Source organism: Streptomyces nigrescens, from assembly GCF_027626975.1.
Classification (GTDB): domain Bacteria; phylum Actinomycetota; class Actinomycetes; order Streptomycetales; family Streptomycetaceae; genus Streptomyces; species Streptomyces nigrescens.
The window spans coordinates 4,682,066-4,705,627 of record NZ_CP114203.1; the positions used below are offsets into that span (position 1 = coordinate 4,682,066).

Here is a 23,562-nt window from a genome sequence, read left to right on the forward strand (position 1 = left end):
ACGGCCGGACGGTCGCGGCGGCCCGGGAGGCGTGACACCTGCCCCGGCTCATGACGCCATAGGAAGCGCCGCTCCCTCGCGCCACTTGAGGATCTTGTCGAAGCTGACCACTGCGCCGGGGCGGCCGGTGCGGTTGCGGTAGCGGACGTGGTCGGTGAGGGCCTCGATCAGAAAGAGCCCCCGGCCGTCCTCGGCAAACTCGGGAGCCTGCGCGGGGGTGGGCACGGGGGCCGGCGGGAGGGCGCGGTCCGTCGCCGTATGGGGCGGGGCGGGGGGTGCGGGGCAGTGGTGGAAGCCGGGGCCCGAGTCGGTGACTTCGATGCGGCAGGTGTCGCCGTCGATGAAGGCGGTGACGCGGTAGTCCTCGGTGGCGTCGCCCCCGTGCTCGACGGCGTTCGCGCAGGCTTCGGAGAGGGCCACCGACAGGTCGTAACAGATGTCCGGGTCCACGCCCGCTGTCTCCATCGTGCCCAGCAGCAGGCGACGGGCGAGCGGCACGCTCGCAGCCTCGCGCCGCAAATGGAGTGACCACCAGATGCTCATCGCTCCAGCCTCCTGGCCGCGGCTCGACATATCGATACCTATTGCCGCGCCGCAAGGTCCGTAAGCATGTCCGGGACGTGATACCGCTCATTCGGCGGATGCGAAGAGTGAGCGCATCGGTGTAGGTGCCGCGCTGCCCATGCGCCGTCGCGCGCCCGTCTGCGTCCTCGGACGCCCCGCTGGACGCCCCTTGACACCGACCTGCCGTCGGGGGTCCTTGAGACCAGTGGGATGATGGCGCGGCCATGACTCCACCGCCCGCCTCCACAGCGCGCGCAGCCGCCGATCTCCGGCTGTTGAGGGCCGCGGTTTTCACCGCGGCCTGCATCGCGCTGTCCGCGGCCGGGCACATCCTCGCCTCGTGCGCCACCGTCCCGCTGTGGACGCTGGGCGTCGCCGCCGCCGCGGTGTTCGCGGTCGCGGCGCCGCTGGCCGGGCGGGAACGCTCACTGCCGGGCATCGCCGTCGGGCTCGCCGTGGGACAGCTCGTCCTGCATGCGGTGTTCACCTGGGGGCAGCAGCCGGTGCCCGCCGCACCGCGGGGCGGGTCCGGCGCCGGCGGGCTCTCGGACCAGGCCGCGATCAGCATGGCCCGGCATCTGATGTGCGGGCTCGGCAGCGGCCGGATGGACGGGGCGCAGGCGCGCCGGGTGCTCGGCTCGGGTGGCTTCGACGCGGCCTCCGCCGCCGGGGTGGCCGCACCGGCGGCGCACGGTACGGCCGGTGGCACGGCCGCCGCCGACACCGTGACGGCGCACACTCTGCTGCCGTCGCTCCCCATGTTTCTGGGGCATCTGCTGGCGGCGCTCGCCGTCGGCTGGCTCCTGCGGCGGGGCGAGATCGCGCTGTGGCGGCTGGTCCGGCTGTCGGCTCCGGCGGTACAGACGCTGGTCGGTGCGGTGCGCGGGGCGCTCGTGCTGATCCGGGCCCTGCTCATGGGCCTCGGCGTGGCGCATGACGAGCCGCGGCGCGCCCCGGTTTCGTACGGGGATGACAAACCCGGCCCGAAGGACGCCGCACTCCACCACAGTGTCGTCAGGCGAGGGCCACCCACCCTGGCCCTCGCGGCCTGACATCGCGCGAAGCACGCTCCCACAGGACGGGTACGGGCTCGCGCGCCGTCGTCGCACGCGCGCCACCTACACCGTCACCAGCACCTTTCTCCTTCCTGTGGAGTGTTTTTCCGATGTCGAAGATCTCGAAGATGACGCAGCAGCAGCCGGACCTCTCGCGGACGCGGCGGCTCGCGCGACGGCTGCCGCTCGTGGGCGCCGCCGCGGTCGGCAGTGTGGTGCTGCTCGCCGCCCCGGCCTTTGCGCACGTCAGCGTGCAGCCGGCGGGCGCCGCCCCGAAGGGCGGCTATGCGACGGTCAACTTCAAGGTGCCCAATGAGCGGGACGACGCGTCGACGGTGAAGCTGGAGGTCACGCTGCCGACCGACCAGCCGCTGGCGTCCGTCATGCCGCAGCCGGTGCCCGGCTGGAAGGTGGACGTCAAGAAGTCCAAGCTGGCCAAGCCGATCGAGATGCACGGCGAGAAGATCAACGAGGCTCCCTCGAAGATCACCTGGACCGCGGAGGACAAGGGCGTCGAGCCCGGCCAGTTCCAGCAGTTCCCGGTCTCCGTCGGGATGCTGCCCGAGGACGCCGACCAGGTCGTCTTCAAGGCTCTCCAGACGTACGACGACAAGGAGGTCGTGCGCTGGATCGAGCCGACGAAGGACGGCGGCCCGGAGCCGGAGAACCCGGCGCCGGTCCTCAAGCTCACCGCGCCCGAGGAGGACGGCCACGGCGCCACCGCCGCGGGTGACAAGAGCGGCGGCAAGGACCACCTCAAGAACGCCGCGGCCGCCGAGGACGCCTCCACCAGCGACAACACGGCGCGCGTCCTGGGCGCCATCGGCATCGTCGTCGGCATCATCGGAGTCGGCTTCGGTGTCTTCGCCGGCCGGCGCCGCAGCGCCTGATCACGGACGGGCCGGCGCCCCACCCGCGCCGGCCCGACGCCCCTTCCCGGACACACGGGATCCAACTCACGGGATTTATCTGCAATGCGTAGAACGACCCTGCTCGCGTCCGCCCTCACGGCGGCCGCGGCCCTCAGCCTGACCGCCTGCGGCGGGGACGACAGCAAGCCCGCCGCCGTGGTGTCCGGCGGTACCTCCGCCAAGTCGATCATCACGCTCGACAGCCCGATGGCGAAGCCGGACCTGGTACTGACCGACACCCACGGCGCCAAGTACGACCTGCTGGAGAAGACCAAGGGCCATCCGACCCTGATCTACTTCGGCTACACCAACTGCCCGGACGTCTGCCCGCTGACGATGGCCAACATCGCGGTCGCGGTGAAGCAGCTGCCCAAGGCCGAGCAGAAGGATCTGCGGGTCGTCTTCGTCACCTCCGACCCGGAGCGCGACACCTCCGCCGCCCTCAAGAAGTGGCTCGGCGGCATCAACAAGGACTTCACCGGGCTGACCGGCAAGTTCGACACCATCCAGGCCGGTGCGCGCAGCGTGAACATCGGCATCGAGAAGCCGGTCAAGAAGAAGAACGGCGATGTCGTCTCCACCCATGGCGCGCAGGTGCTGCTGACCTCCCCCAAGGACGACAAGGTCCACTGGATGGCCATGCAGAAGGCGACCTCCGACGACTACACCAAGGCACTTCCGAAGATCCTCAAGGGGCAGAACCCGTGAACCGCCGCACCTCCCTCGCCGCCGCACTCACCCTCACGGCCGGTCTCACACTGGCGGGCTGCGGTGGGGACAGCGCCCCGAAGATCGAGGTCACCGGCGCGTACATGCCGCAGCCGGTCACCGACCAGATGGCCGGCGCGTACTTCACCGTCAAGAACAACGGCGACTCCGCCGACAAGCTCACCTCGGTCACCACCAACCTGGCCAAGGACATCTCGCTCCACAAAACGGTGGGCAGCAAGATGGAGCGGGTCAAGTCCCTGACCGTCCCGGCCAACGGCACGCTCCGGCTCAGCCACGGCGGCAACCACCTGATGTTCATGGGGCTGAAGAGCAAGCCGACCAAGGACGACGTCGTCACCGTCACGCTGCACTTCGCCACCGCCGACCCGGTCAGGGTGGCGGTCCCGGTCAAGGCCGCCGACTACCAGCCGAAGCACTAGCGGAGAGCCGAGAAGCACCAGAGGTCCGAAGAAAACCAGCAGCGGCCGGGAGCACCGCACAGGCCGGTACACACATCGGGAGTAAGGGGAGCGATCACTATGGTCACCACCGGGCTTCGGCCGCGAGGGTCCGCCGTGCTGCGCCTGCTGGTCGTCGCGCTCGCGCTGGCCGGGACGCTGATCGGCGCGCTCGGCGGTGCCGCACCGGCCTCGGCGCACGCCGCGCTGACCGGCAGCACCCCCGCGCAGGGTTCGGTGGTGGACCGCGCCCCCGAGCAGGTGACGCTCACCTTCTCCGAGGGCGTCGCGATGGGCGACGACTCGATCCGGGTGCTGGATCCGCAGGGCAAGCGGGTGGACGACAAGAAGCTGCGCAATCTGAGCAGCGACCGTGTCGTCAAATACGGCGCGGGACTGCCGCCGGGGCTCCGCGACGGTACCTACACCGTCGCCTGGCAGGCGGTCTCCGCCGACAGCCACCCCGTGGCCGGTGCCTTCACCTTCTCGGTCGGCGCACCCTCCAAGACCACCGCCCCGGTAGCCCAACAGGAAGCCGGCGGCGGCCTGGTGGGCGCGCTCTACGGCATCGCCCGCTATCTCGCCTACGCCGGGTTCGTACTGCTGGTTGGCGGCGCCGCCTTCGTGGTGGCCTGCCGTCCCACCGCGGCCCTCGTGAGGTCCGTGCAGCGGCTGGTCGTCTACGGCTGGGCGCTGCTGGCCGGCACCACCGTCGCGATGCTGCTGCTGCGCAGCCCCTACACCGGGTCCGGCGATCTCGCCGATGTCTTCGACCTCGGCGGCCTCCAGCAGGTCCTGATCACCAAGCCGGGCGCGGCCCTGATCTCCCGGCTGCTGCTGCTCGCCGCCGCGGCGCTGTTCGTGGCGGTGCTCTTCGGGGCGTATGCACGGGCGCACGAACCGGCGGGGGCGGATGCGGACTCCGAGGAGCAGGCCAGGCGGCGCAAGGACCTCACCTTCGGCCTCGGCTTCGGCGGAGTGATCGTCGCCACCGGGCTCGCCGCGACCTGGGCGATGGCCGAACACGCCTCGACCGGGCTGCAGCCCACCGTGGCGATGCCGGTCGATGTGCTGCATCTGCTGGCGGTCGCCGTCTGGCTCGGCGGGCTGGCGGCGCTGGTCGTGTCCCTGTACTGGGGCCCGCCCGTCGAGCGGACCGCCGTCCGCCGCTTCTCGCGGCTCGCGTTCAGCTCCGTGGTGGTGCTGGTGGCCACCGGCCTCTACCAGTCCTGGCGGCAGGTCGGCACCTGGCAGGCGCTGACCGACACCACATACGGGCGGCTGCTGCTGGTGAAGGTGGCGCTGGTCGTGGTGCTCGTCGGGATCGCCTGGATGTCGCGCCAGTGGACCGGGCGGCTGGCCGAGGTACCGGCTGCGGAACTCCGGGCGCCGGAGGAAGCGGAGAAGGAGACGGAGCAGGGCGCGGAGCAGGAAGCCGGGAAGGGGGCCGGGAAGGAGGCCGGGAAGGAAGACCGGCAGGAAGCGGCGAAGGAGGCGGAGAAGGTGACCGTCGGTGCCTCGGCCGCCGCTGCCACGGCGGGCACGGCCCCGAGCCCCGCCCCGGAGAGCGGTCCCGCCTCGAAGACCGGCCCCGCCCCGGAGAGCGGCGCCTCGCCCGCTCCGGACGAAACCCCCGCCACCAACGGCACCACCCCCACCGCCGACGACGCCGCCTCCCCCGCCGGCGGCACCCCCGCGCCCGACCCCGCCCGCGCCGCCCAACTCGCCCGGCAGCAGGCCGCGTTGCGTACCGCCCGGACCAAGCGGCGGCGTGACGCCGACCCGGAGCGGCTGGGGCTGCGCCGGTCCGTGCTGGCCGAGGCGTCGGTCGCGGTCGTCCTGCTCGTGGTGACCACGGCGCTGACCGCCACCGAGCCGGCCCGTACCGAAGCGGCGGTCAAGGCCACCTCGGGCGGGCAGTCCGCAGAGGCCGGCCGGCCACAGGTGCTGACCATCCCGTTCGACACCGGCGGCCCGCGCGGCAAGGGCACCGCCCGCGTCCGCCTCGCCCCCGGGCGCAGCGGCAGCGCCAACACACTGCAGCTGCGGATCTCCGACCCCGTGGGCAAGCCCATGGACGTCCCCGAGGCGAAGGTCTCCTTCACGGAGAAGGCCAAGAAGCTCGGGCCGCTGTCGGTCACCACCCGGCACACCGGCAAGGGTCAGTGGCAGGCGAGCGGGGTCCAGCTGCCGGTCCCCGGAAAGTGGCAGCTGTCGCTGGTCGTACGGACCTCCGACATCGACCAGGTGACCGAGATCAAGAACGTGAAGATCGGCTCATGAGCAAGCAGAACCCCCGTAAGCAGACCGCCGCGAAGCAAGCCACGGCGAAGCAGGCCACTGCGAAGCAGCCCACCGGTGGGAAGAACCCCGGCACGCGCCCCGGCACCGGGTCCGCCGGGGCGGGCGGCGGGCGCATACCCGCCCCGGCCGCCGCCCCAGCCGCCCCGGCCCCCGAAGCGGACGGGGCAGCCGCCAAGGAGTTCTCCCGCCGCCGGCTGCTCGGCACCGTCGGCGCGGCAGGCGCGGCGGGGCTGGTCGTCGGCGGGGCCGGTGGCGCCGCCGGGGTCTCGGCGGCGCAGGACGACGCCCCCAAGGCCCTGAGCACCCTCGGCTCCACCAAGGTTCCGTTCCGGCCGGCGCGCGCCGGGCACCAGGCGGGGATCACCACCCCGTTGCAGGCCAAGGGCCATCTCGTCGCCTTCGACCTGGCACCGGGCAGCGACCGCAAGGACGCGGCCGCGCTGCTGCGCCGCTGGTCGCGGACGGCCGAGGAGCTGATGGCCGGGCGGGCCCCGGACGCCGACACGGGGGTCGCCCTCGACGCGGGCCCGTCCTCGCTGACCGTCACCTTCGGCTTCGGCCACAGCTTCTTCGGCCGTACGGGCCTGACGAAGCGGCGCCCCCTGGAGCTCGACCCGCTGCCCGACTTCTCCGCCGATGCCCTGGACCCCAAGAGCAGTAACGGCGATCTGTGGATCCAGATCGGCGCCGATGACGCCCTGGTCGCCTTCCACGCGCTGCGCGCACTCCAGAAGGACGCGGCCGGCCGGGCGCGGCTGCGCTGGCAGATGAACGGCTTCAACCGCACCCCGGGCGCCACCGCACACCCGATGACCACCCGCAATCTGATGGGCCAGATCGACGGCACCAACAATCCCAAGCCGTCGGACCAGGACTTCGACGAGCGGATCTTCGTGGGGCGGGACGCCGACCAGGCGTGGATGCGCGGCGGCTCGTACGCCGTCGTGCGCCGGATCCGGATGCTGCTGGACGACTGGGAGAAGCGTTCCCGGCACGACCAGGAGCGGGTCATCGGGCGCCGCAAGGACAACGGGGCGCCGCTGACCGGCGGTTCCGAGGGCACTCCGATGCGACTGGACGCGAACGGCCCGGACGGGATGCCGGTGATCCCGGCCAACGCGCACGCGCGGATCGCGGCTCCGGAGTCCAACCAGGGCGCGGCGATGCTGCGCCGGCCGTTCTCCTACCACGACGGGTTCCGGGAGGACGGTGCCCCGGACGCCGGGCTGCTCTTCATCTGCTGGCAGGCCGATCCGCTGCGCGCCTTCACCCAGGTGCAGCGGAAGCTGGACCGCGGCGACGCGCTGTCGCCGTTCCTGCGGCACGAGGCGAGCGGACTGTTCGCGGTGCCCCCGGCGGCGGAGCCGGGCGACTACGTGGGCCGGCCGTTGCTGGAGGGCTGAGGAGGCTCCATGTGGTCCGGGGGGCTGGGGTCTGGGGAGGCCGCGCGACCGGGGCGGCCCTAGGGAGGGGTCGAACGGATGCCGTAGGGGTGGGCAGCGCCCCCTCGGGGCCACAACGGGGTGGGGGGTGTCGGTATTCCCGTGGACCGGCCGGGCGCCGGAGCGGCTGGGTATCGTGGCAGGACAGGGAGAAGATCGGCGGGGTGCCCCCGCAGTTACGCGAGGGAGTCCTTATCCATGTCGGCCAGCCGCTATACCTATCTGGGCCCCGAGGGCACCTTCACAGAGGCCGCGCTGCGCACCCTGCCCGAGGCGGCGACCCGCGAGCTGACGCCGATGGTGTCGGTGCCCGCCGCCCTGGACGCGGTGCGTGCCGGTGAGGCCGCCGCGGCACTGGTGCCGATCGAGAACTCCGTCGAGGGCGGGGTGACCACCACCCTCGACGAACTGGCCTCCGGCGAGCCGCTGATGATCTACCGCGAGGTGCTGCTGCCGATCGCCTTCGCGCTGCTCGTGCGCCCCGGTACGGCGCTCACCGACGTGAAGACGGTGACCGGGCACCCGGTCGCCCAGCCGCAGGTGCGCAAGTGGCTGGCGGCGCAACTCCCGGAAGCCGTATGGGAGTCGGCGGCCTCGAACGCCGATGGCGCGCGGCTGGTGCAGGAGGGCCGCTACGACGGCGCGTTCGCGGGCGAGTTCGCGGCGGCGACGTACGGCCTCACACCGCTGGTCACCGACATCCATGACGCACAGAACGCGGCCACCCGCTTCGTGCTGGTGGGCCGCCCGGCCCGGCCCGCCGCGCCCACCGGCGCCGACAAGACCTCGGTCGTGCTGTGGCTGCGCGAGGACCACCCCGGCGCGCTGCTCGAACTGCTCCAGGAGTACGCGGTGCGCGGGGTGAGCATGATGCGCATCGAGTCCCGGCCGACCGGCGAGGGCATCGGCCGCTACTGCTTCTCCGTGGACTGCGAGGGGCACATCACCGACCGGCGGGTCAGCGAGGTGCTGATGGGCCTCAAGCGGGTCTGCCAGGAGGTGCGTTTCCTCGGCTCGTATCCGCGGGCGGACGAGGTGACGGCGAGCGTGCGGCCGGAGATGACCGACCTGGCGTTCACCGAGGCGTCGGACTGGCTGGCGCGCTGCATGGACGGGCGGGGCTGAGCGGGCGTCCGGTGCTTCACGGGCGGGCCGGCGGGCGCCGTGGAACAGCACGACCTGCGGCTTTGGAAGGCCAGTGGGTTATCCACAAAGTTATCCACAGGGCCAGTTCTCGACCTGTGGGTAAGTCGACATGCGAGTCGGACACAGTCGACATATCGGCCTACTGACCACACACCCTTCCACAGCACCCCACGTCGGGCACCGTCAGCACAATTCACGTGATCAATCCTTTAGGGCGAGGCAATCCCACACGAAAGAGTGCGTGAACGGGGTTTGGACAGGGAATCCATAGCCGAGCATTTCGGGAGCGGAATGATCACCTCCGACTTCCACAGATCTCACACACAGCCTGTGGATAAGAATCCCGAAACCCCCGCCCCCTGTGGACAACCAGGGGATCCCGGGGGATAACCCGGGGCCCACGGCCCGTCCCGGCGCCCGTCCAACTCCCGTTGCCCCCACAGTGGATCACCGGCGCGGACACCGCGAAACCCCCGTCCCGGACACCGCGAAGGGGCCTCACCGGCCACCCCGCGCCAGGGAATGCGCGGGAATTCTGCACCGCCTTTCACCCCCCCACCCCTAAGGGAATAGACAGCCCCAAAACGGGCAAAATGACTTGCCAGGGAATATGCCGTCGAGTGGCGGGGCGTGGCCCCGGTAGCCTGGGGGGGTGATTGACCTTCGCCTGCTCCGTGAGGACCCCGACCGTGTGCGCGCGTCCCAGCGCGCCCGTGGAGAGGACGTCGACCTCGTCGACGCGCTTCTCTCCGCCGACGAGCGGCGCAGGTCGTCCAGCGTCCGCTTCGACGAGCTGCGTGCCGAGCAGAAGTCGCTCGGCAAGCTCATCCCCAAGGCCGCCGGCGACGAGAAGGCCGAGCTGCTGAAGAAGGCCGGTGAGCTGTCCGCCGCCGTCAAGGCCGCCGACGCCGCGCAGGACGAGGCCAAGGAAGAGACGCAGGCGCTGCTGCGGAAGCTCGGCAACCTCGTCCACCCCGACGTCCCGGTCGGCGGCGAGGAGGACTTCCGGGTCCTGGAGACGCACGGCACGATCCGTGACTTCACCGCCGAGGGCTTCGAGCCCAAGGACCACCTGGAGATCGGCGAGCTGCTCGGCGCCATCGACGTCGAGCGCGGCGCCAAGGTGTCCGGCTCCCGCTTCTACTACCTCACGGGCGTCGGCGCGCTGCTGGAGCTCGCGCTGGTCAACGCCGCCATCGCGCAGGCCACCGCGGCCGGTTTCACGCCGATGCTGACCCCCGCCCTGGTGCGCCCGCGCGCCATGGAGGGCACGGGCTTCCTCGGCCAGGCCGCGGAGAACGTCTACCACCTGGAGAAGGACGACTACTACCTGGTCGGCACCTCCGAGGTCCCGCTCGCCGCGTACCACATGGACGAGATCGTCGACGCGGCCAAGCTGCCGCTGCGCTATGCCGGTTTCTCGCCGTGCTTCCGCCGCGAGGCCGGCACCTACGGCAAGGACACCCGCGGCATCTTCCGGGTCCACCAGTTCGACAAGGTCGAGATGTTCTCGTACGTCGCGCCGGAGGACGCCCAGAACGAGCACCAGCGGCTGCTGGACTGGGAGAAGCAGTGGCTGACCGGTCTGGAGCTGCCCTTCCAGGTGATCGATGTCGCCACCGGTGACCTCGGTGCCTCCGCCTCCCGCAAGTTCGACTGCGAGGCGTGGATCCCGACCCAGGGCAAGTACCGCGAGCTGACCTCGGCCTCGAACTGCGACGAGTTCCAGGCGCGCCGCCTCTCGGTCCGGATGCGGGAGAACGTCGACGGCAAGCAGAAGGTCTCGCCGCTCGCGACCCTCAACGGCACGCTCTGCGCCGTACCGCGCACCATCGTGGCGATCTTCGAGAACCACCAGCAGGCGGACGGCTCCGTGCGCGTCCCCGAGGTGCTCCGCCCCTACCTGGGCGGCCGGGAGATCCTGGAGCCCGTCGCCAAGTGAGCTCACCCGCTCCGGCCGCGGGTGCCCCGCTGCCCTACAAGCTCATCGCCACGGATCTCGACGGCACGCTGCTGCGCTCCGACGAGACCGTCTCCGAGCGCACCCGCCGGGCGCTCGCCGCGGCCACCGCGGCGGGCGCGGCCCATATCGTCGTCACCGGCCGGGCCGTGCCCTGGACCCGGCACATCCTCGACGCCCTGGACTACCGGGGCCTGGCGGTGTGCGGACAGGGCGGTCAGGTCTACCACGCCGGTGAACACCGGCTGCTGACGTCGGTGACGCTCGACCGCCAGCTCGCCGGTCTCGCGCTGTCCAAGATCGAGGCGGAGGTCGGCCCGCTGTATCTGGCGGCGAGCCGGGACGGTCTGGAGGGCGAGGTACTGGTCGGCCCCGGCTACCGCGTCCAGGAAGGCCCGCTGCCGAACGTCCTGATGGACGACCCCGGCGAGCTGTGGGCGGCCCCGATCAACAAGGTCTACATCCAGCACCCGAGCCTGGACGACGATGCGCTGGCCCAGGTCGCGCGTCAGGTCGCCGGGGATCTGGTGGGGGTGACGGTGGCCGGCGAGGGCATCGTCGAACTGCTGCCGCTGGGCCTGTCGAAGGCCACCGGGCTGTCGCTGGCCGCCCGCCGGCTGGGCCTCACCGCCAAGGAGACCCTGGCCTTCGGCGATATGCCCAACGACATCCCGATGTTCGCCTGGGCCGCACGCGGTGTGGCGATGGCCAACGCCCATGACGAGCTGAAGGCCGTCGCGGACGAGTTCACCGCCTCCAACGAGCACGACGGTGTCGCGGTGGTGCTGGAGCGGCTCTACCTCTCCTGACGGCTGTCCGGATCCCGGCCCGGCGGTGGCTCCTCGGCCGGGCCGGCACGATCGCGGCCGTGCTCCTCCTCCGGCAACAGCCCCTCGGTGGCCGCCGGGGTCAGCGGCCAGGCCGCAAAGCCCATGGTCAGCGCGATGGCATGGCCGAAGTCGGTGAAGGTCGCACCGGTCAGCAGCGGAATCCCGAAGAAGATCAGCACCGCGGCGAGATAGACATGGCGCCAGGGCGGCCGCAGCCGGTACGTCAGCACCCCGGCGGCCGCCGCCAGCCCGTACGAGACCCCGATGTCCACGACATGGGTCATCGACCGGGGCAGTTGGTGGCCCTCGATGGCCAGCAGCACGAGCTCCTGGCTGGCGAGGGTGGCGGCGATATGCGCGCCGCCGACGGTCAGCAGCCAGCGCACGGTCCCCGTCCAGCGCTCCACGTTGGCGTGCAGCAGCTCGAACAGCACCACGTAGAGCAGGAAGGACGAGGGGCGTTCGATCCAGAAGCCGCTGATCAGCAGCGACGGCAGCGGATGCTCGTTCAGCTGGTGGATGTTGCTGCTGGTGCGGTGGACCAGGAACTGCCCCATCCCCTCGGAGGCGGAGGCGATGACCAGGCTGGTGACACCGATGACCAGCAGCCAGATGTGGGTGCCCGGGCTGCTGCGTACCCAGTCCCTCGTCCGGGCCAGGGGGTTGCCGGCGCACGGCCGGCGGCCGCCGCGCGGTGGCTCCGCCGGCGGCCTCACCGGCGGCGCCCCGGGGCGGCGTGACCGGCCAGGAACAGCGGTCCCGGCCCCTTGATGTGCCGGATGCGGGGTGCGCTCTCCATGGACCGTACGCCGGGCAGCGCCGCCACCCGGGTCGTCAGATAGGTGTAGACCGCGCCGACGTCGCGGCAGAGCACCGAGGCGAAGAGGTTGTTCGGACCGGTGGTGGCGCAGGCGTAGGCGACTTCCGGGTGTGCCGCCATCGCCTCGCCGGCGGCGGCGAGCCGGGCGGGCTCGACGGACAGCCAGAGGGCCACCATCACGCCGTACCCGAACTGCCGCAGGTCGTAGTCGACGTCGTAATACAGGACACCGTTCGCCCGCAGTTCCGCGAAGCGGCGGCGGACGGTGGTGGGAGACCAGCCGGTGGCGGCGGCGAGTTCGGCCAGGGGGGTGCGGCCGTCCCGGGCGAGGACGTCGAAGAGCCGGCGGTCGGCGTCGGTGAGGGCGACGGGGGCGGCGGCCGGGTCCGGCGGCGGCGGGCTCAGCGCGGCGATCTGCTCGTCGGTCAGCGCGCCGGACTTGCTGATCAGGCCCTGGGGGCCGCCGTAGAACTGGTGCAGCCGGCAGTGTGCGGTCACCCCGATGACGCTCGGGGTGCGGGGCAGCTTCTGCAGCAGCAGCACATCGCTGTGGTCGCTGCTCACCGCGCGGCACACCGCGGAGATCTCGGTGCCGCCGGACATCAGGCTGACCCAGGAGGTGTCCGGGCGGCGGGCCAGCGCCTCGGCGACGGCGACCGCGGCGTCCGGGGTGCACTGGACCCGCACCAGCCATTGCACCTCGCCCAGCGCCTGGGCATTCGGCAGGCCCAGCACCTTGAGCGTGCCGTGGGTGCGGTGCCGGGTGTAGCGCCGGGCGACGGTCTGGTCGGAGACCCCGAGCACGGCGGCGATCCGGCTGAACGGCGCCCGGCCGTCGAGCTGCAGCGCATGGATCAGCCGGTGGTCGAGGGCGTCGAAGCCGGTCGGGCCGCCGGGGTCACCGGTGCCGTTGGCCCGGTCCACCGCCTCGGGCTTCCGGTCGGATTTCACCGTTCGAGGCTAACGCGTGTCGGATTGCGCCGCCGGGCGCGCGACGGCTGGGAGCGCGGACCGTGCGCACCGCACCGTGGCGTCGGCAACACACGTCGCCGGCCGGGGAATCGGCGGGCCGGGCCGGCCTTGCGGGCGGCGCCGGGCCCGCCGGCACCGGCCGCTGTCCACGGGAGGAAAGGATCATGCGGAGCACACCCGAGAGGGGGACCGCGGCGGGCGGCCGGACGCCGGGCGCGGGCGGGAAGCCGGGCGGAGGACCGGCCGGGAAGTGGTGGCCGCTGGTCGCCATCGCCCTCGGCAACTTCCTGTTGCTGGTCGATGTGACGATCGTGAACACCGCGCTGCCCCGGATAGCCGACGGCCTGGGCGCCACCCTCACCTCGCTCCAGTGGGTGCTGGACATCTATGCGCTGGCGCTGGCCGCGCTGCTGATGGTGGCGGGCTCGGCCGCGGACCTCTTCGGCCGGCGCCGGCTCTACGTGGCCGGACTGACGCTGTTCGCGCTCGCCTCGCTGGTGTGCGGTCTGGCCCCGGACGCGGGCGTCCTGGTCGCGGCCCGCGCGGCGCAGGGCGCGGGCGCGGCGGCGATGGTCGCCACCAACGCCCCGCTGCTGATGGCCGCTTACCAGGGCCGGGACCGGGGCGTGGCGTTCGGCGTCTGGGGCGGCACCAACGGCGCCGCGGCCGCGATCGGCCCCGTACTGGGCGGTCTGCTCACCGAGTACGTGGACTGGCGGGCGATCTTCCTGGTCAATCTGCCGCTGGCCGCCGTCGCGGTGTGGATCACGGTCCGCCGGGTGCCCGAGTCGCACGGCACCCTCCCCCGTCCTCGAACGGACTCGGCCGGGAGGACCCCCCTCGCCCGCATCGACTGGCCGGGTGCCGCGTCCTTCACCGCCTGCGCGGGCGCCCTGACCTACGGGCTGATGCGCGGCGGTGATCAGGGCTGGACGGAGGCCGGGACACTCACCGCGCTCGGCGGTGCGGCGCTCGCGCTGCTGGTGTTCGTCGTCGTCGAACGGCGGGTGCAGCGGCCGCTGCTGGACCTGGGGCTGCTGCGCCGCCCGTCGTTCGCTGCGCTGCTGGCGGCGGCGCTGCTGCTGCAGGCCGCGGCGTTCCCGTATCTCACCTTCGTGGGGCTGTGGGTGCAGAACATCCTCGGTCTGAGCCCGGTGCAGGCGGGCCTCGCGGTGACGCCGATGGCGCTGGTGTCCCTGCTGGTCGGTGCGCTGGGCGGCCGGCTGCTCCAGCGGATGGCACCCCAACTCCCGGTGGGCATCGGCCTGTTGCTGGTGGGCGCCGGGGTGCTGCTGGAGTACGCGCTGCTGGACGACGGAGCAGGATGGGCGGCGCTGCTCCCCGGCCTCGCGATCAGCGGGCTGGGTATCGGGGCGGCGATGCCGGTCCTGGTCTCTGCGGCGCTCGGCGCGGCGCCCCCGCAGCGGGCGGGGATGGCGAGCGGTGCCGTGAACACCTCCCAGCAGCTGGGCTACGCAGTGGGCATCGCCGCCCTCGGCACCGTCTTCGCCGGCGCGCTGCACGACGTCCGGCCCGGTGCCTCCCGTACGGCTGTCGCGGCCGCCCATGTCTCCGGGCTGACCGACATCCTGCTGATCTCCGGGACGGTGGCGCTGGCGGGCGGGGTGCTGGTCCTGGCCGTCGTACGGCGCGGGGCGGGCGGCGACGGCACCGCTGACCGCCCGGCGGCACGGGCGGCGGCCGCTCCGGCGCGGGCGGGTGCGCCGGGCGGCGCGTAGCCGGCGGCAACGGCCGTGTGGCGCGGCCGAGTCGGAGCATGTCAGTGCGTTCGGGTCGGCACCCGGAACCGTACGGCCGTACGCGGTTCCGGGTTGCCGCCCTGGGCCCTGTGACGATCTTCGCCGCGCCCCACCCCCAAGTCAATCCTCCGATCTCCTTCCAAATCCCTTAGATATAGCTTGGGTTGGCGCGCTACCGTACGCCGGTGACCCTCGACGACCTGCGCGCCTTCGTGGCCGTGTGCGAGGCGGGCAACCTCAGCGCCGTCGCGCGTGATCTCGGCTGTACGCAATCCGCCGTCAGCCAGCGCATCAAGCGCGTCGAACGGGCGGCGGGCATCGGGCTGTTGGAACGGCGGCCGCGCGGGGTGGCACCGACCCAGGCGGGCCGGATCCTGCAGCGCGCGGCGGCGGACGGCATCGGCGGGCTGGATCTGGCGCTGCGCCGGCTGGCCGATCTGCGCGCGGGCGACGGCGGCACGGTCCGGGTGACCACCGGCGCCACGACCGTACGGCACTTCATGTCCGACGCGGTGGTCGCCTTCCGCGCCCGCCATCCGCACGTCAACCTGGAGTTCCGGACCGAGAGTTCCAGCCGCCGCTGCTTCGAGGCGGTCGCGGACGGCAGCTCCGAACTTGCCTGGATCACCATCGGCCCACCGGAGCACGGTATCGAGCAGCATCCGGTGATCCGCCTGCCGTGGGTGCTCGCCGTACGCGCCGATGACCCGCTCGCCGACCGGGAGTGCATCGAGCCCGGGGAGCTGGCCGGCATCCGGCACATCCGGCTGCCGGAGAACTCCACCTCCCGGATGCGCCTCGACGGCCACCTCGGCCACCGGGACGCCGGGCCCGTGCCGCCCCCGAGCACCACCAGCGTCGCCGACTGGGACACCGCCCTGCTGCTGGCCGAACTCGGCGTCGCCCCTGCGGTCGTGCCCCAGCTGCCGGGCCTGCCGGCCACCGCCCACCCGGCCCTGCGGCTGGTCCCGATCGCCGGCCTGCCCCCGCTGGCCACCGGCTGGGCGGTCCGCCGGTGGTCGGCTCTGAGCCCGGCGGCGGTGGCGTTCGCGGAGACGGTCACCGCCGGTCTGGACGGGGCGGCGACGGGCGGGGAGGGCGTGCGCTGAGGCGGGTCGGGGGCAGGCGGACGGCCTGGGGTCCGGCCGGGCGGCCTGGGGTCCGGCCTGGCGAGAGGCCTTGTGTCCGAGCCGGTGTTGCGCCTTGAGTCCGGGCCGGCGTGGGGTCCTGGGGTCCGGCCCGGCGTGACGTGCTGGTGTCCCGCCTGGTTCCGGGTCCCGGTGTTACGCCCTGACCACCGGCTCCTGGATCTCCGTGACCCACTTCTCCAGGTCCGGCGGGCACTCCAGGTACAGCTCGCGGGCGTACCCGGCGGAGCGATAGCCATTGGCGTCGATCCAGTGCGCAAGATTCTGGGAGGTCGGCAGAATCCGGCTCATCGGGCCGCGGTGCACCACCGTGGCGGCGCTGTCCAGGCCGGGGAGGGTGACGACATCGAAGCCGAGGCCGGTGGCGGCGGGGGCCCCGGGGCGGCCGGAGGTGCCGTCGGAGGTGCCGCCGACCGTGGCACCGGCAGTGGCAGCGGTCTTGGCACCCGCCTTCGTCAGGGCCTCCTCGGTGATCACCATCCCCGCGTGCACGACGACGGCGTCCTTCCCCTCGCTCCCTCCGGCCGGCCGTTCGCTGCCCTCGCCCGGCTCGGGCACGTTCTCGTAGTACGCCAGCCCCGGTCCCGCCGGTGCCACCCCCGCCGCCTCCAGCAGCCGGCACAGCTCGGCGTAGAGCGGCGTGATCACCGGGCCGATGTCCTCGGGCCCGTAACTGGCGGCGATCCCGCTCAGCTCCGCGAGCAGTACCGTCCCGGTGCGCTTGACCACCACATCGTCGGCAGACATGCGTCCCTCACTCTCAATCGTCCGGAGCCTCGCCTCGACCCGCGCCAGCCGCGCACCCTCCGCCGTCAGCGCCGCCTCCAGCTCCGCCTGCCGCAGCCGCAGCATGCCGCGCAGCTCCGGCACGCTCACCTCCTCGGCCAGGATCGCCCCCACCTGCTGGAGGCTGAATCCGAGGTCCTTGAGCGCGATGATGCGGTTGAGCCGGGCGAGCTGGGCCGCTTCGTAGAAGCGGTAGCCGCTGACGGGGTCGGTACGGGCCGGGCGCAGCAGCCCGATCGCGTCGTAATGGCGCAGCATGCGGGCCGACACACGGCCGTACTGGGCGAAATCTCCGATGCTGAACATGACGCCTTCCAGTGGAGTGCTTTCCACAGTGTCAAGGTCAAGCGCGGCGGTCCACGGACGATGGACCGGGTGGCGGACCGGGGATCCGGCCTGCCGCCCGCGGCCCGCACCTCGCGTCACCACCGCCGCACAATCGGCCACCGGGCGGCAGCATCGCGTCAAGTAGCGCCCGCAATCCGTCAATGACGCGTCAGCGACCAGCGGGGTGGCCCGTGCGCCGGGCATAGCGTCAGAGCCGAGCCCCGGCGTACGCGTTTCCCACCGGTCCGGGGCCGATGTTCTGTCCGAGGAGCAACGCCGTGTCCCACCATCTGTACGCGGAAGATCCCGAGCCTGCCGATCGTGTCCCGGCCGGGCCGCTGTTCGTCCCCGTCCGGTCGGGCCCCGCGGGCTGCACGGCCCGCCTGTTCCGCACTCCGCTCGGCGGCCGTACCGCCGTCGCCTTCACCTCGCCCCAACTGCTGGCCGCGGCCCTCGGCGGCGGCCAGCCCTGGGTCCGGCTCTCCGAACCGGCGCTGCGGGCGCTGGCAGAACCCGTCGGAGCGACGGTCCTGACCGTCGATCCCCGGTTCATCCCCGACATTCCCCGTGGTCACCACCTACGGGCAGTCTGAGGGAGGGGCGATCGCGATGAGTCACCGCACGCTGCCCCCGGCCGGCCACGAGGCCGCTGCCCCGCCGCCGGCCACCGCCCTGGCACCCCCGCCGCGTACCGCCGCCCGGCCGCCGTCCGGCAGCGAACCGCGATCCGGCGGCGAACCGCGATCCGGCAGCGAACCGCGGTCCATCTGGCCCGCGTCCGCGGCACCGGTCGGCCAGGACGATCTCGCCGTCGGCGGTGTCCCGCTCACCGAGCTGGCCGACCGCTTCGGCACCCCCGCCTACGTCCTGGACGAGGACGAAGTGCGCCACCGCTGCCGCGCCTACCTAAGGACCTTCCCCGACACCGAGGTCTACTACGCGGCGAAGGCCTTCCTGTGCCGCGCGATGGTGCACTGGGTGCAGGAGGAGGGGCTCGGGCTGGACGTCTGCTCCGCCGGCGAGCTGGAGCTGGCCGTCACCACCGGTTTTCCGCCCGAGCGGATCGTGCTGCACGGCAACGCCAAGAGCCCCGCCGACCTGCGGACCGCGCTGCGGCTGGGCGTCGGCCGGATCGTCATCGACAGCACCTCGGAGATCGCCCGGCTGGCCGTCGCGGTCCCGGCGGGCAGCCGCCAGAAGGTACTGGTCCGGGTGGTGCCGGGGATCGCCGCCGGCGGCCACGCCAAGATCCGTACCGGGACCGACGACCAGAAGTTCGGCCTGTCGATCGCCGACGGCTCCGCACAGCACGCCATCGCCCGGGTACTCAGCCAGCCGCGCCTCGAACTGGTCGGTCTGCACTGCCACTTGGGCTCGCAGATCACCACCGTCAAGCCCTATCTTTCGGCGGTACGACGGCTGATCGGCCTGCTGGCCCGGATCCGGGAGCACCACGGCATCACCCTGCCCGAGCTGGACCTCGGCGGCGGCCATGGCGTCGCCTACCGCCCCGGGGAGCCCGCGCTCGACCTCGCCTCCCTCGGCACCAAGATCCGCGCCGAACTGGCCGGCGGCTGCGCGGCGGCCGGTCTGCCGGTGCCCCGGCTCGCCATCGAACCGGGCCGCGCCATCGCGGGCCCGGCCGGGGTCGTCCTCTACCGGGTGCTGTCCGTCAAACGGACCGGCGCCCACACCTTCGTGGCGGTGGACGGCGGGATGAGCGACAACCCGCGGCCCGCGCTCTACGGGGTGCGCTATGCGCCACGGCTGGTCGGCCGCGCCTCGGCCGCCGCACCGGAACCCGTCACCGTCGTCGGACGGCACTGCGAGGCCGGCGATGTCCTCGCCGCCGACGCCCAACTGCCCGGCGACATCCGCCCCGGCGACCTGCTGGCCGTGCCCGTCGCCGGTGCGTACCACCTCTCGATGGCCTCCGGCTACAACCTCGTCGGCCGGCCGCCGGTCATCGCCGTCACCGACGGGCATGCCCGCCTTCTCGTACGGCGCGAATCCCTCGCGGACATCCAGGAGCGGGATATCGGGCTGTGAGGGGGTGCGGGTGAGGGGACGGGTGAGGGGTTACGGGGCGAGGGGGCGACGGGATCCTTCGCTCCCTCCTCCCCCTTCACCGTCGGTGTTTCCGTGTATGATGAATCGACCAGTTGTAGGATGACTGGGCAACTGGCCTTCGGCGGGCCCTGGTCCCTGTGGGCCCTGTGGCCCCGCCGGTCTACGGATTCATCGACGCGGACGGAATGGATATGGCACTGCAGGCAGCCGGGCGGCAATCCCTGGTGGACACCGTCGTCGACGCCCTGCGGTCCCAGCTGACGGACGGGGAGTGGAAGGTGGGGTCCCGGATCCCCACCGAGCATGCGCTCGCCGAGCAGCTCCAGGTCGGCCGTAACACCGTGCGCGAGGCGGTGCGGGTCCTCGTTCACGCCGGGATGCTGCGCTCGCGGCAGGGCGAGGGCACCTTCGTCGTCTCCACCGCGGACCCGGGCGACATCATGCGCGGCATCCAGCGGGCCGGAATCCGCGACGTACTGGAGCTGCGGATCGCGCTGGAGGCGGAGGCCGCCCGGCTGGCCGCGACGCGCCACCGGCCCGACGATCTGGAACGGATGCGGGCCGCCCTGGACGCCCAGGCCGAACTGGCGGACGCGGAGGGGCTGCCCGACCCGGGCAGCCTGGAGCTCTACGCCGATCATGACATCGCCTTCCACAAAGCCGTCGTCGAGGCCGCGCACAACACCGCGCTGACGGCGACCTACGACTGGTTCAGCAGCTCGGTGCGGGAGGCGCTGGTCAGCGCGCTCGACGACCAGGCGATGCCGAGGATCGTGCACGGCGATCACCGTGCGGTCATGGAGGCGATCGCAGCGGGCGACCCGGAAGCGGCGGAGCGGGCCACCCGCGCACTGCTGGACAAGCCGAAACGGGCCGTGGAGGCCCTGCTGGCCACCCGCTGAGGGTCGCTCTCTCCCCCTCTCCCCCCCCGCAACTCCCGCTCTCTTACTTCCCGACCCCCACTCCTGACGAGGTATGCGCGCATGGCAGGGCCCAGAGCCGAAGCACCCTTGATCGACGCCGAAGAAGACCTGGTCGCGACACCGCCGGTCGCCGTGGCCCGCCGCCGGCTGCGAGCCCATCCGGCGCTGGTCATGACCGGGATCGTGCTTGCCGCGCTCAATATGCGGGCGGCGCTGGCCGGGGTCTCCCCGCTGCTCGGGGAGATCGGGGCGCACTTCCGGCTGACCGCGACCGCCAGCAGCCTGGTGACGACCATCCCGCTGGTCTTCATGGGCCTCGGCTCGATCGCCGCGCCGAAGCTGGCGCGCCGCTGGGGCACCGAGACGGCGCTCTGTGCGGCGCTGGTGGCGCTGTGCGGCGGCATCGTGCTGCGGATCGCCCCGCCGGTGGTCGCGCTGTTCGCCGGGTGTGCGGTGGTGGGGTCCTCCATAGCCCTGCTGAATGTGCTGATGCCGGGCCTGATCAAGCGGGACTTCCCGGATCGGGCCGCGGGCATGACGGCGCTGTACTCGACCGCGATGATCCTGGGGGCGACGGTCTCCGCCGCCTCCGCGGTGCCGATGGAGCATGCGCTCGGCGGCTGGCAGGGCGCGCTGGTCTCCTGGGCGCTGCTGGCCGCCGTCGCCGCGGTCGTCTGGATTCCGCAGACACTCATGGCCCGCCGCGGCACTCGCCATGGCGCGGCCGCGGCCACCCCGGCCCACCTCACCGAGGACGGGCCACGGCTGAGCCGCTCCCCGCTGGCCTGGCAGGTCACGCTCTTCATGGGCTCACAGTCGCTGATCGCGTATGTGGCCATCGCCTGGATGCCGACGATCTTCACCGACCACGGCATGGGCAAGGGCGAGGCGGGCCTGGTCTTCGCCTTCAGCACGCTGGTGCAGATGGCCGGTTCGTTCGTGGTGCCGATGCTGGCGGGGCGGATGCGGCAGCAGCGGCTGCTGGCGGTGGCCGTGACCGGGCTGATGGCCTGCGGCATCACCGGTCTGCTGGTGGCTCCGGTGGCCGGTGCCTGGCTGTGGGCCGCGCTCCTCGGTATCGGGCAGGGCGGCGCGCTGGGCCTGGCCCTGACGATGATGGTCCTGCGCTCGGGCGACGCCCACACCGCCGCCCGCCTCTCCGGCATGGCGCAGACCGGCGGCTACCTCCTGGCCGCGGCCGGCCCCCTGGTCCTCGGCGCCGTCCACCAGGCCACCGGCGGCTGGACCGTCCCCCTCGTACTGCTGCTCACCGTCTGCGCCGGCCTGGCCCTGCTGGGCATGGGCGCGGGGCGGGACCGGCGGATCGGCTGACGGGCGGGGCGGCTGACGAGCAGGGCGGCCGACGGTCGGATCGGCTCACCGGCGGATCGGCCGACGGGCAGGGCGGCTGACGGGCGGATCAGCTGAGGGCGGGGCGGCCGAGTGGTGGGTGGTCGGCTGACCGGCGGGTGGTCGACGTACCGGCGGGTGGTCGGCTGACCGGCAGGTCCGGCGGGTCGCGGGGTCCGGCAGGTCCGGCGGGCGGCGGTCCAGCGATCCGCCGGGGTCCACCGGGGTCCACCGGGGTCCACCGGGGCCCACCGGGGCCCACCGGGGCCCAGCGAAGCCCGCCGAGCGGCAACGTCGCAGGTGGCGGGGGCATGGCGAGGTGGTGAAGGATCTTCGCGGTCGGCAACGATCCGGGGTCGGCCACCCCACCTGCCCGCGCCCTCGCCTACCGTGCTGCCCATGAGCGATGCTTCGCCCACCGTTCGCCGGTCTGGTCCGCGGCCCTCCCGCACCGGCCGGCTCGTTCTTGTGGCCGTGCTGTTGGTCCTGGTCGTCCTTGCCGTCCTGCTGCTGCCGCGACTGCTGCGCGGACCGCAGCCCGAGCAGACACTGACCGTCCCGGAGGGACAGCGGGCCACCCAGATCTACGCCGCCGCCGACAAGGCCCTGCACCTGCCCGCCGGGTCCACCGCGAAGGCCGCCAAGCGCGCGCACCTCCCGCTGCCTGCCGAGGCGAAGGGCAACCCGGAGGGCTATCTCTTCCCGGCGACCTATCCGATCAGCTCGGACACCACCCCGGCGTCGCTGCTCTCCTACATGGTCAAAACCGCCAAGCAGCGCCTCGCCGCCGACAAGATCGCCTCCTACCGGACGGTCCTCATCGCCAGCATCGTGCAGGCCGAGGCGGACCGGCCGGCCGATATGGGCAAGGTCGCCCGGGTCATCGACAACCGGCTCGCGCACCGGATGCCGCTGCAGATGGACTCGACGATCAACTACGCGCTGGGCCGCAGCACGCTCCACACCAGCCACGCCGACACCAGGACCAAGAGCCCGTACAACACCTACCGGTACCCGGGACTGCCGCCGACGCCGATCGACAATCCCGGTGCGGACGCGCTGAAGGCGGCCGGGGCGCCGCCCGCCGGCGACTGGCTCTACTTCGTCACCGTCAAACCGGGCGACACCCGCTTCACCGCCGACTACCAGGAGCATCTGCGCAACGTGCGGGAGTTCAACGCACGCCACCGCAGCGCCGGGAGCGGGGCTTAGGGCGGCCTGGCGGCCGTCCGCCGCCCCGCCGCCCTCACTCCTCGCCCGCGTTCTTACTCCTCGCCCGACAGGGTCAGCGCCTTCAGACGACGGGCGGCGTACCAGGTGGCGGCACCCGTGAGACCCACCAACAGGCAGACGGCGAGCGGCAGTTGAACCTCGGAGGTGAGCGCACCCTCCGCGGCCACCTTCTGGCCGACCGCCAGCGCCCACTGCTGGATGCTGAGGGTCTTCGCGCCCGAGATGAGCGTCCCGACGAACGCCTCCCAGATCAGGGCGTAGACCAGGCCGAAGACGACGGCGTGCCGGGTGATCGTGCCGAAGAGCAGGAAGAGGGCGCTGTAGGCGACCGAAGCGACGGCCGCGGCGACCGCGTATCCCACGGCCATCTGCTGGCTGTTGCCGTTGAGGAGGAAGCCGGCGAGCAGGACCGGGAGGGCGGAGAAGGCGACGGTGACGCCTATCGCGACCAGGAGTTTGGTGAAGATGATCGACGGCCGGGACACCGGCTTGGCCAGGAGGTAGACCACCGAGCCGTCGTCGATCTCCGGGCCGATCGCGCCCGTACCGGCGATGACGCCGATCAGCGGCACCATCGTGCCCAGCGCGAAGCCGCCCAGGATGCCGCCGGCGGTGGCATCGTCGGCACCGGCCAGCACGCGGACGGCCACGGCGAGCACCACCAGCAGGGCGGGCAGCGCGAAGAGGATCAGGGCCCGCCGCCGGCCGAGCAGGGCGCGGTAGGTGAGCCGGGCGACGGTCGGGTGGAACAGCGTGAACTTGGGGGCGCCGGGGGGCGCGGTCCGGGCCGTC

At 72.6% G+C, this 23,562-nt stretch carries 21 protein-coding genes; 16 read left to right on the top strand and 5 right to left on the bottom strand.

What is annotated here, in order from left to right:
• Window positions 1-48: 48 nt before the first annotated feature.
• Complete coding sequence (locus STRNI_RS20905; RefSeq protein ID WP_018092200.1) at window positions 49-543, bottom strand: ATP-binding protein; 495 nt, start codon at window positions 541-543, stop codon at window positions 49-51.
• 245 nt (window positions 544-788) lie between these two features.
• On the opposite strand from STRNI_RS20905, the gene STRNI_RS20910 reads away from it, so the two are divergent.
• From STRNI_RS20910 to STRNI_RS20950, 9 genes are all read left to right on the top strand, one after another.
• On the top strand, window positions 789-1,616 hold the full coding sequence (locus STRNI_RS20910; protein ID WP_018092199.1) for a hypothetical protein: 828 nt from the start codon (window positions 789-791) through the stop codon (window positions 1,614-1,616).
• Window positions 1,617-1,747: 131 nt separating this feature from the next.
• Complete coding sequence (locus STRNI_RS20915) at window positions 1,748-2,509, top strand: YcnI family copper-binding membrane protein (RefSeq protein ID WP_381844174.1); 762 nt, start codon at window positions 1,748-1,750, stop codon at window positions 2,507-2,509.
• Between the two features lie 84 nt (window positions 2,510-2,593).
• Window positions 2,594-3,238, top strand: coding sequence for an SCO family protein (locus STRNI_RS20920; RefSeq protein WP_093641539.1), 645 nt, complete (start codon window positions 2,594-2,596; stop codon window positions 3,236-3,238).
• Window positions 3,235-3,681, top strand: a complete 447-nt coding sequence (locus STRNI_RS20925; protein ID WP_018092196.1) for a copper chaperone PCu(A)C — start codon at window positions 3,235-3,237, stop codon at window positions 3,679-3,681. Before STRNI_RS20920 ends, STRNI_RS20925 begins: the two co-directional genes overlap by 4 nt.
• Window positions 3,682-3,780: 99 nt before the next feature.
• Window positions 3,781-5,982 (top strand): copper resistance CopC/CopD family protein, encoded by a 2,202-nt coding sequence (locus STRNI_RS20930; protein WP_159487298.1) that lies wholly within the window; start codon window positions 3,781-3,783, stop codon window positions 5,980-5,982.
• Window positions 5,979-7,406, top strand: a complete 1,428-nt coding sequence (gene efeB, locus STRNI_RS20935; protein WP_266438735.1) for an iron uptake transporter deferrochelatase/peroxidase subunit — start codon at window positions 5,979-5,981, stop codon at window positions 7,404-7,406. Before STRNI_RS20930 ends, efeB begins: the two co-directional genes overlap by 4 nt.
• 237 nt (window positions 7,407-7,643) lie before the next feature.
• The gene (pheA, locus tag STRNI_RS20940) at window positions 7,644-8,570 is read left to right on the top strand and encodes a prephenate dehydratase (protein ID WP_277411792.1); all 927 of its coding nucleotides are present in this window, start codon (window positions 7,644-7,646) and stop codon (window positions 8,568-8,570) included.
• A 673-nt stretch (window positions 8,571-9,243) separates the two neighbouring features.
• Window positions 9,244-10,533, top strand: a complete 1,290-nt coding sequence (serS, locus tag STRNI_RS20945) for a serine--tRNA ligase (RefSeq protein WP_208682280.1) — start codon at window positions 9,244-9,246, stop codon at window positions 10,531-10,533.
• Entirely contained in the window at window positions 10,530-11,360 is an 831-nt protein-coding gene (locus STRNI_RS20950) for an HAD family hydrolase (RefSeq protein ID WP_277411793.1), read from the top strand. The genes serS and STRNI_RS20950 overlap by 4 nt, the downstream gene beginning before the upstream one ends.
• On the opposite strand, the gene STRNI_RS20955 is transcribed toward STRNI_RS20950, so the two are convergent.
• Window positions 11,348-12,040: a rhomboid-like protein gene (locus STRNI_RS20955; protein WP_277413297.1), complete on the bottom strand. Its 693-nt coding sequence runs from the start codon at window positions 12,038-12,040 to the stop codon at window positions 11,348-11,350. The two genes, STRNI_RS20950 and STRNI_RS20955, sit on opposite strands and share 13 nt — an antisense overlap.
• Before the next feature lie 53 nt (window positions 12,041-12,093).
• Entirely contained in the window at window positions 12,094-13,125 is a 1,032-nt protein-coding gene (locus STRNI_RS20960; protein ID WP_277413298.1) for an Lrp/AsnC family transcriptional regulator, read from the bottom strand.
• A 212-nt stretch (window positions 13,126-13,337) separates the two neighbouring features.
• On the opposite strand from STRNI_RS20960, the gene STRNI_RS20965 reads away from it, so the two are divergent.
• Both STRNI_RS20965 and STRNI_RS20970 read left to right on the top strand, forming a co-directional pair.
• Window positions 13,338-14,912 (top strand): MFS transporter, encoded by a 1,575-nt coding sequence (locus STRNI_RS20965; RefSeq protein ID WP_277411794.1) that lies wholly within the window; start codon window positions 13,338-13,340, stop codon window positions 14,910-14,912.
• Window positions 14,913-15,118: 206 nt separating this feature from the next.
• Window positions 15,119-16,042 (top strand): LysR family transcriptional regulator, encoded by a 924-nt coding sequence (locus STRNI_RS20970; RefSeq protein ID WP_277411795.1) that lies wholly within the window; start codon window positions 15,119-15,121, stop codon window positions 16,040-16,042.
• A gap of 174 nt (window positions 16,043-16,216) precedes the next feature.
• On the opposite strand, the gene STRNI_RS20975 is transcribed toward STRNI_RS20970, so the two are convergent.
• Complete coding sequence (locus tag STRNI_RS20975; protein ID WP_277411796.1) at window positions 16,217-17,173, bottom strand: MerR family transcriptional regulator; 957 nt, start codon at window positions 17,171-17,173, stop codon at window positions 16,217-16,219.
• A gap of 299 nt (window positions 17,174-17,472) precedes the next feature.
• Between STRNI_RS20975 and STRNI_RS20980 the strand changes: the two genes are divergently transcribed.
• From STRNI_RS20980 to mltG, 5 genes are all read left to right on the top strand, one after another.
• On the top strand, window positions 17,473-17,787 hold the full coding sequence (locus tag STRNI_RS20980; protein ID WP_018092185.1) for an SAV_915 family protein: 315 nt from the start codon (window positions 17,473-17,475) through the stop codon (window positions 17,785-17,787).
• 16 nt (window positions 17,788-17,803) lie between these two features.
• Window positions 17,804-19,243 (top strand): diaminopimelate decarboxylase, encoded by a 1,440-nt coding sequence (lysA, locus tag STRNI_RS20985; RefSeq protein ID WP_277411797.1) that lies wholly within the window; start codon window positions 17,804-17,806, stop codon window positions 19,241-19,243.
• Between the two features lie 212 nt (window positions 19,244-19,455).
• The gene (locus STRNI_RS20990) at window positions 19,456-20,166 is read left to right on the top strand and encodes a FadR/GntR family transcriptional regulator (RefSeq protein ID WP_159487308.1); all 711 of its coding nucleotides are present in this window, start codon (window positions 19,456-19,458) and stop codon (window positions 20,164-20,166) included.
• Window positions 20,167-20,247: 81 nt separating this feature from the next.
• Entirely contained in the window at window positions 20,248-21,519 is a 1,272-nt protein-coding gene (locus tag STRNI_RS20995; protein WP_277411798.1) for a CynX/NimT family MFS transporter, read from the top strand.
• A gap of 417 nt (window positions 21,520-21,936) precedes the next feature.
• Window positions 21,937-22,749, top strand: coding sequence for an endolytic transglycosylase MltG (gene mltG, locus STRNI_RS21000; RefSeq protein WP_277411799.1), 813 nt, complete (start codon window positions 21,937-21,939; stop codon window positions 22,747-22,749).
• A 53-nt stretch (window positions 22,750-22,802) separates the two neighbouring features.
• Here mltG and STRNI_RS21005 read toward each other — a convergent pair whose 3' ends face one another.
• Complete coding sequence (locus STRNI_RS21005) at window positions 22,803-23,522, bottom strand: ABC transporter permease subunit (RefSeq protein ID WP_026170072.1); 720 nt, start codon at window positions 23,520-23,522, stop codon at window positions 22,803-22,805.
• Window positions 23,523-23,562: the final 40 nt, after the last annotated feature.